The following is a 6998-nucleotide window of genomic DNA, read 5'->3' on the forward strand; positions in this document are numbered from 1 at the left end:
ACACTGAACCGGCCGAACACACCCGCGAGTGGTGCGTTCGTCGTAGGGTCTTCCGCCGTGGACGTACCCTCCGACGAGCCAACCGAACCAACCGGTGCTGATCCGGTGCCGCTGGTGGAACCCGCTGACGGCGTTCCGCCTGTCGTCGCCGACGCACCGTCGCTCCGGCGTGCCGCTGATGCGCTCGCCGGAGCGACGGGTCCGGTTGCGGTGGACACCGAGCGAGCCTCGGGATACCGCTACTCGCAACGCGCTTACCTGGTGCAACTGCGCCGGGAAGGCGCCGGGACCGTGCTGGTCGACCCGATCGCCCTCGGCGGTCGGCTCGATCCGCTGGTCGAGGCGCTGGACGGGACCGAGTGGGTGTTGCACGCGGCGTCGCAAGACCTGCCGTGCCTCGCCGAACTCGGGCTGCGTCCGAGCGTGTTGTTCGACACCGAGCTGGCGGGCAGGCTGGCCGGCTTCGAACGGGTGGCGCTGGGCACGCTCGTCGAGCGGTTGTTGGGCTACCGGTTGGAGAAGGGGCACGGCGCGGCCGACTGGTCGCGCCGCCCCCTTCCCGCCGATTGGCTGAACTACGCCGCCCTCGACGTCGAACTGCTGGTCGAGCTGCGTGACGTGCTCGAGCAGGAGCTCAAGCGGCAGGGGAAGCTGGAGTGGGCGCTCGAGGAGTTCGAGGCGGCCCGCACGGCGCCCCTGCCGCGTCCGCGCGCCGAACCGTGGCGGCGCACGTCGGGCATCCACCGGATCCGCAGCCCGCGACAATTGGCCGCGGTGCGGGCGTTGTGGGAGGCGCGTGACGCGCTGGCCCGTGAGCGCGACATCGCGCCGGGTCGGGTGCTGCCGGACGCCGCGCTGGTCGACGCCGCGGTGAAGAACCCCTCCGACGAGGCGGCGCTGCTGGCGCTGCCCGTGTTCCGCGGACGTGCGCAACGGCGCATGGTGGGCGTGTGGCTGGGCGCGCTGCAACGCGCCGCCGCACTGCCCCGCAACGAGCTGCCGGAGCCGTCGCAGCAGCACGACGGCCCGCCGCCGGCCAACCGCTGGGCGGACAAGGACCCGGTCGCGGCGGCACGTCTGGCGGCCGCCAGGACCGCCCTGACGGCCGTGGCCGAGGCGAACACCCTGCCGGTGGAGAACCTGCTGCTGCCCGACCTCGTGCGGCGCACGTGCTGGCAGCCGCCGGCGGACGTCTCCCCCGAGGGCGTGGCCGCGGCGCTGCGCGAGGGCGGCGCCCGAACCTGGCAGATCGCCCTGACCGCCGACGCCCTCTCCGAGGCCCTGACCCCGACCCCCGAGCCCTGACCCCGCGCGTGTCCTACCTCCAGGGCCCGCGTGTCCGACGTTCAGGACGCGGGACCTGGAGGTTCGACCCGCGAGGTCAGGTGTCGGAGCACGGTTGGGCGGGGGTTTCCTCGGCCTGGCGCACGCCGGAGAGCTCACGTCGGGCCAGCGCGCGCACGGCCGCCATGGCCGCGTCACCCAGCACGGTCCCCACGACGACGCTCTCCAGCGCCTCGTCCTTCGTCCCCGCGCCGAGCGCGTAGCCCAGGTCGGCCTCGGCCAACGGCCGGGCGGCGGCGGCGAACCCGTCGAGCAGGTCCGCGAACCGCTCGTGCCCGACCTCGCGCGCCGTCGCCAGCACGCCCACCAGCGCCTTGAACGCGTACGACGTGGGCCGGCACACCCACCCCTGCCGCTCCAGGAACGCCCGCACCTGCTCGTGCGCCACCTCGTCGTCCGCGCCGAGGTCCGGCGGCGCCACCGCGGCCGAGATCGTGCCCATCGCCTTGTGCAGGGACTTCTCCGGGTCGTCCAACGCGCCGAGCACCTCGCGCACGGCCGCGATCGACAGCCCGCCCAGCTCCACCATCGCCCGGACGAGCCGCAGCCGGTGCAGGTGGTCGTCGGAGTACCTGGCCTGGTTCGGACTGGTCAGCTCACCGGCCGGGAGCAGCCCTTCCCGCAGGTAGTACTTGATCGTCGCCACGGGCACGCCGCTGCGACGGCTCAACTCGGCGATGCGCATCGGGCACGACCCCTTCCTGAGACGAACCTCAGCATGGATACTGTAGCTATCCGATAGTAGAAAGTGCTGCTATCCATCTTTAGGAGTCGTCCATGACCCGCATCCTGCGCTGGCACCCGCCGCTGATGCTCTTCTCCCTGCTCATGGCCGCCATGACGGCCGTCTCACTGGTCGGCCTGGTCGTCGACGACCGGATTCTGGTGGGGTCGCCGATCTGGTTCAAGCCGTTCAAGTTCGCCGTGTCCCTCGGCCTCTACGCCGTCACGCTGGCCTGGATGCTCACCCTCGTCACGAGGTTCCGCCGGGTCGGCTGGTGGGCCGGTACGGTCATCGCGCTCGCCTCCGCCGCCGAGATGGCGGTCATCGTGGGCCAGGTGCTGCGGGGCGCCCGAAGCCACTTCAACGTCGCCACCCCGTTCGACCAACTGCTGTGGGACATCATGACCTACAGCATCCTGACGCTCTGGATCATGCACGCGGTGATCGCCCTCGCCTTGCTGATCACCAGGTTCAGCGACCGCGCGACCGGGCTCTCCATCCGGCTCGGCCTGCTCCTCGCCCTCGTCGGCCTCGGTCTCGGCACCCTCATGACCAAGCCGGCACCCGGCCAGGACGACGACGCCGGGATCGTGGGCGCGCACAGCGTCGGCGTGCCCGACGGCGGCCCCTACATGCCGCTGACCGGCTGGAGCACCGAGGGCGGCGACCTCCGCGTGCCGCACTTCGTCGGCATCCACGCCCTGCAGGTCATCCCGCTGGCCGTGGCCCTGTTCGGCCGGCGCGCGACCCCGAAGCTCGCCTGGGGCCTGACCATCGCCTACGCGGGCCTGATGGCCCTGGTCACGTGGCAGGCGCTGCGCGGCCAGCCGCTGCTGCGCCCCGACCTGCTCACCGCGCTGGGCGCGCTGGCCGTGGCGACCTGGACCGCCGCGGTGATCGCGAGGACCCTGCGCACGACCGACACGACCGACGACCAGAAGGAGGTCGTGCGCGCATGACCGGGTTCCTCTTCCAGATCACGTTCTGGCTCACCGTCCCGTTCTGGGGCCTGATGATCTTCGCCCCGCACGCCGCCCTGACGAGCCGGATCGTCTCGTCCCCGTTGATCGCGGTGCCGCCGCTGGCCGTCTACGCGGGCATGGTCGCCGGGCACCTGCCGCAACTGTGGGCGACGATGAGCAGTCCGGACCTGGACACGCTGAGGGAGTTCCTGGCCACGTCCTGGGGCGCCTCGGCGGTCTGGGCGCAGGTGATCGCGTGGGACCTGCTGATCGGCGCGTGGATGTACCGGGAGGGCCGCCGCCTGGGGCTGCACCCGCTGCTCATGGGCCCGCTGCTGGCGCTCACGATCGTCCTGTCCCCGTTCGGGTTCGGGCTGTTCCTGGCCATCCGGGCCTTCTGTGACCGACCCGACAGGGCGACCACGGTGGTTACCGGCCAGTAACAGGGGCTAGAGTTGTGTTACCGATCGGTAGGAGTCGCGCCCGACCGCTCGGGCGAATCGTCACCACAAGCGGAGGAGACGCCGTGGCCGCACCAGAAGCGCCGGCACGCGTTCGGAACGTGGTCTTCGTGGACGGCGTGCGCACGCCGTTCGGCAAGGCCGGCCCCAAGGGAATCTTCGCGGAGACCCGTGCCGACGACCTGGTCGTCAAGGTGATCCGCGAGCTGCTGCGCCGCCACCCCGGGCTGCCGCCGGAGCGGGTCGACGAGGTGGCCATCGCCGCCACCACGCAGATCGGCGACCAGGGCCTGACCATCGGCCGCACCGCCGCGCTGCTCGCGGGCCTGCCCAAGTCGGTGCCCGGCTACGCCATCGACCGCATGTGCGCGGGCGCGATGACGGCGGTGACGACGTCGGCCAGCGGCATCGCGTTCGGCGCGTACGACGTCGTGATCGCGGGCGGCGTGGAGCACATGGGCCGCCACCCGATGGGCGAGGGCGTCGACCCCAACCCGCGGTTCCTGTCCGACAAGATCGTCGACCCGTCCGCGCTCGTCATGGGCTCGACGGCGGAGAACCTGCACGACCGGTTCCCGGCCATCACCAAGGAGCGCACGGACGCGTTCGCGGCGGCCTCGCAGGCCAAGTACGCCGACGCGGTGAAGAACGGCAAGATCGGCCCGGAGCTGGTGCCGGTCGCGACCCGGTCCGCCGAGCACGGCTGGGGCCTGGCCACCGCCGACGAGCCGCCCCGTCCCGGCACCACGGTCGAGGACCTGGCCAAGCTGAAGACGCCGTTCCGCCCGCACGGCCGGGTCACCGCGGGCAACGCGGCCGGCCTGAACGACGGCGCGACCGGCTGCATCCTGGCCGAGGAGGAGACCGCGCGCGAGCTCGGCCTGCCGGTCGGCATGCGCCTGGTCGGCTACTCGTTCATGGGCGTCGAGCCCGAGGTCATGGGCGTCGGCCCGGTGCCGGCCACCGAGAAGGCGTTGAAGCGGGCGGGCCTGTCCATCGAGGACATCGGCCTGTTCGAGATCAACGAGGCGTTCGCCGTGCAGGTGCTCGCCTTCCTCGACCACTTCGGCATCGCCGACGACGACCCGCGGGTCAACCAGTGGGGCGGCGCGATCGCCACCGGCCACCCGCTGGCGTCCTCGGGCGTGCGCCTGATGACCCAGCTGTCGCGGCAGTTCGCCGAGCGCCCCGACGTGCGCTACGGCATCACCACCATGTGCATCGGCATCGGCATGGGCGGGACCGTCATCTGGGAGAACCCGCACTGGAACGGAGAGTCGAAGTGACCACGTTGACCGCCGACGAGGCCAAGGCCCTGTTCCCCGACGAGGTCGTGACCCACGCCCGCACCCGGCTCGTGTCCGTGCCCGGGCTGGACGGCCAGGTCGCCGTCATCACCATCGACAACGGCCACGACCACACCCGGCCGTCCACGTTCGGCCCGCAGTCGCTGGTGAGCCTGAGCCAGGCGTTCGACGAGGCCGCGGCGGCGGCGCCGGTCGCGATCGCGGTCACCGGCAAGCCGTTCGTCTTCGCCGTGGGCGCGGACCTGACGGCCGTCGAGGGCGCCTCCGAGCGCTCGCAGGCCGTGACGATCGGTCAGCTGGGCCACGACGTGTTCCGCAAGTTCACCGAGTCGTCCGTGCCGACCTTCGCGTTCGTCAACGGCGCGGTGATGGGCGGCGGCCTGGAGCTGGCGCTGTCGTGCCACTACCGGACGCTGGCGTCCAACGCGGCGGCCATCGCGCTGCCCGAGGTGTTCCTCGGCCTGTTCCCGGGCTGGGGCGGCACGCAGCTGCTGCCGAACCTGATCGGCGCGAACGACGCGGTCACCGTGATCTTCGAGAACGCGTTGAACCAGAACAAGATGCTCAACCCGAAGCAGGCGCTCGACCTGGGCATCGCGGACGTGCTGTTCGACTCGGCGGACTACCTGGAGCAGTCGCTGCTGTGGCTGGCTTCCGTGGTGCGCGGCGACGTCGTGCCCGCTCGCCGTGAGATCGACCGCGGTGAGGGCTGGGACGCGGCCGTGGCGCGGGCTCGCGCGATCGTCGACGGCAAGACCAAGGGCGCGGCGCCGGGTGCGCTGAAGGCGTTGCAGCTGCTGGAACTGGCCCGTGCCAACGATCTGGACGCGGGCTACGCGGCGGAGACCGAGGCGCTGGCGGACGTCGTGATGAGCGACGAGCTGCGGGCCGGGCTGTACTCGTTCAACCTGGTGCAGAAGCGGGCCAAGCGGCCGGCCGGCGCGCCGGACAAGTCGTTGGCGCGCAAGGTCACCAAGGTCGGCATCGTCGGCGCGGGCCTGATGGCGTCGCAGATGGCGCTGCTGTTCGCGCGGCGGCTGGAGGTGCCGGTGGTGCTCACCGACATCGACCAGGCGCGGGTGGACAAGGGCGTCGGGTACGTGCACGGCGAGATCGACAAGCTGCTCGGCAAGAAGCGCGTGTCGGCGGACAAGGCGAACCGGCTCAAGGCGCTGGTGAGCGGTTCGCTGGACAAGGCCGCGTTCGCGGACGCGGACTTCGTCATCGAGGCCGTGTTCGAGGACCTGGGCGTGAAGCAGAAGGTGTTCGCCGAGGTCGAGGAGCACGTCTCGGCGGAGGCCGTGCTGGCGACCAACACGTCGTCGCTGTCGATCACCGAGATGGCGTCGGGCCTCAAGCACCCCGAGCGGGTCGTGGGCTTCCACTTCTTCAACCCGGTCGCGATCATGCCGCTGCTGGAGATCGTGCGCGCCGGGCAGACCGACGACGCGACGCTCGCGACCGCGTTCGCGGTGGGCAAGCAGCTGAAGAAGTCGTCCGTGCTGGTGAAGGACGCCCCGGCGTTCGTGGTGAACCGGCTGCTGACCCGGTTCATGGGCGAGGTCGTGAAGTCGATCGACGAGGGCACGCCGTTCGAGGTGGCGGACAAGGCCACCGAGCCGCTGGGCCTGCCGATGTCGCCGCTGATCCTGCTGCAGCTCGTCGGCCCCGCCGTCGCGCTGCACGTGGCGGAGACGATGAACGCCGCCTTCCCCGACCGCTTCGGCGTGTCGGAGAACATGAAGGCGTTCGTGAAGGCCGGCAAGACCGCTGTGTACCAGTGGGATTCGTCGGGCAAGCAGAGCGTCGACCCCGAGGTGCAGGCGCTGTGGTCGTTCGGTGACAAGCCGCTGACCGGTGACGAGGTCTTCGCGCGTGCGCTGGAGGCGTTGGCGGAGGAGATCCGGATCATGCTCGACGAGGGCGTGGTGGCGGAGGCGCAGGACATCGACCTGTGCATGATCCTGGGCGCCGGCTGGCCGTTCTGGCTGGGCGGCATCACCCCCTACCTGGACCGTTCGGGCATCTCGGAGAAGGTGACAGGCAAGCGCTTCCTCGCGCCCGGCATCGCCTCCGTGCCTGCCTGACCACCAGACCCCCGCGCGCCCCCGCCGCGCGGAACGGCGCGCCGGGGGGCCGGGGTCGCGGTCGCGTGGCGTGGCCCCCCCGCCCCCCCCCCCCGCGGGCCGCCGGTCGGCCC

Annotated in this window: 6 protein-coding genes; 5 read left to right on the top strand and 1 reads right to left on the bottom strand. The window is 71.7% G+C overall.

The window, feature by feature from the left end; all coding sequences use genetic code 11:
* Positions 1-57: 57 nt before the first annotated feature.
* Positions 58-1305 carry an HRDC domain-containing protein gene (locus ABTZ99_RS06285; protein WP_498782763.1) on the top strand — a complete coding sequence of 416 codons (1248 nt, stop codon included), beginning with the start codon at positions 58-60 and terminating at the stop codon, positions 1303-1305.
* A gap of 76 nt (positions 1306-1381) precedes the next feature.
* On the opposite strand, the gene ABTZ99_RS06290 is transcribed toward ABTZ99_RS06285, so the two are convergent.
* The gene (locus ABTZ99_RS06290) at positions 1382-2029 is read right to left on the bottom strand and encodes a MerR family transcriptional regulator (RefSeq protein WP_498782765.1); all 648 of its coding nucleotides are present in this window, start codon (positions 2027-2029) and stop codon (positions 1382-1384) included.
* A gap of 92 nt (positions 2030-2121) precedes the next feature.
* On the opposite strand from ABTZ99_RS06290, the gene ABTZ99_RS06295 reads away from it, so the two are divergent.
* The 4 genes from ABTZ99_RS06295 to ABTZ99_RS06310 all read left to right on the top strand — a co-directional run bounded on the left by ABTZ99_RS06295 (position 2122) and on the right by ABTZ99_RS06310 (position 6885).
* Positions 2122-3027 carry a hypothetical protein gene (locus tag ABTZ99_RS06295; protein ID WP_499608604.1) on the top strand — a complete coding sequence of 302 codons (906 nt, stop codon included), beginning with the start codon at positions 2122-2124 and terminating at the stop codon, positions 3025-3027.
* Positions 3024-3473 carry an ABA4-like family protein gene (locus ABTZ99_RS06300; protein WP_499608607.1) on the top strand — a complete coding sequence of 150 codons (450 nt, stop codon included), beginning with the start codon at positions 3024-3026 and terminating at the stop codon, positions 3471-3473. The genes ABTZ99_RS06295 and ABTZ99_RS06300 overlap by 4 nt, the downstream gene beginning before the upstream one ends.
* Positions 3474-3556: 83 nt before the next feature.
* Positions 3557-4777: a thiolase family protein gene (locus tag ABTZ99_RS06305; RefSeq protein WP_498782771.1), complete on the top strand. Its 1221-nt coding sequence runs from the start codon at positions 3557-3559 to the stop codon at positions 4775-4777.
* Positions 4774-6885 carry a 3-hydroxyacyl-CoA dehydrogenase NAD-binding domain-containing protein gene (locus ABTZ99_RS06310; RefSeq protein ID WP_499608610.1) on the top strand — a complete coding sequence of 704 codons (2112 nt, stop codon included), beginning with the start codon at positions 4774-4776 and terminating at the stop codon, positions 6883-6885. The genes ABTZ99_RS06305 and ABTZ99_RS06310 overlap by 4 nt, the downstream gene beginning before the upstream one ends.
* The last annotated feature ends 113 nt before the right edge of the window (positions 6886-6998 follow it).

The organism is Actinosynnema sp. NPDC002837, from assembly GCF_040295345.1.
GTDB lineage: Bacteria > Actinomycetota > Actinomycetes > Mycobacteriales > Pseudonocardiaceae > Actinosynnema.

Excerpts from the sequence above, each read along its gene's own strand:
- ABTZ99_RS06295 (WP_499608604.1), top strand. The coding sequence starts at position 2,122 with ATGACCCGCATCCTGCGCTGGCACCCGCCGCTGATGCTCTTCTCCCTG.
- ABTZ99_RS06300 (WP_499608607.1), top strand. The coding sequence starts at position 3,024 with ATGACCGGGTTCCTCTTCCAGATCACGTTCTGGCTCACCGTCCCGTTC.
- ABTZ99_RS06290 (WP_498782765.1), bottom strand. The coding sequence starts at position 2,029 with ATGCGCATCGCCGAGTTGAGCCGTCGCAGCGGCGTGCCCGTGGCGACG.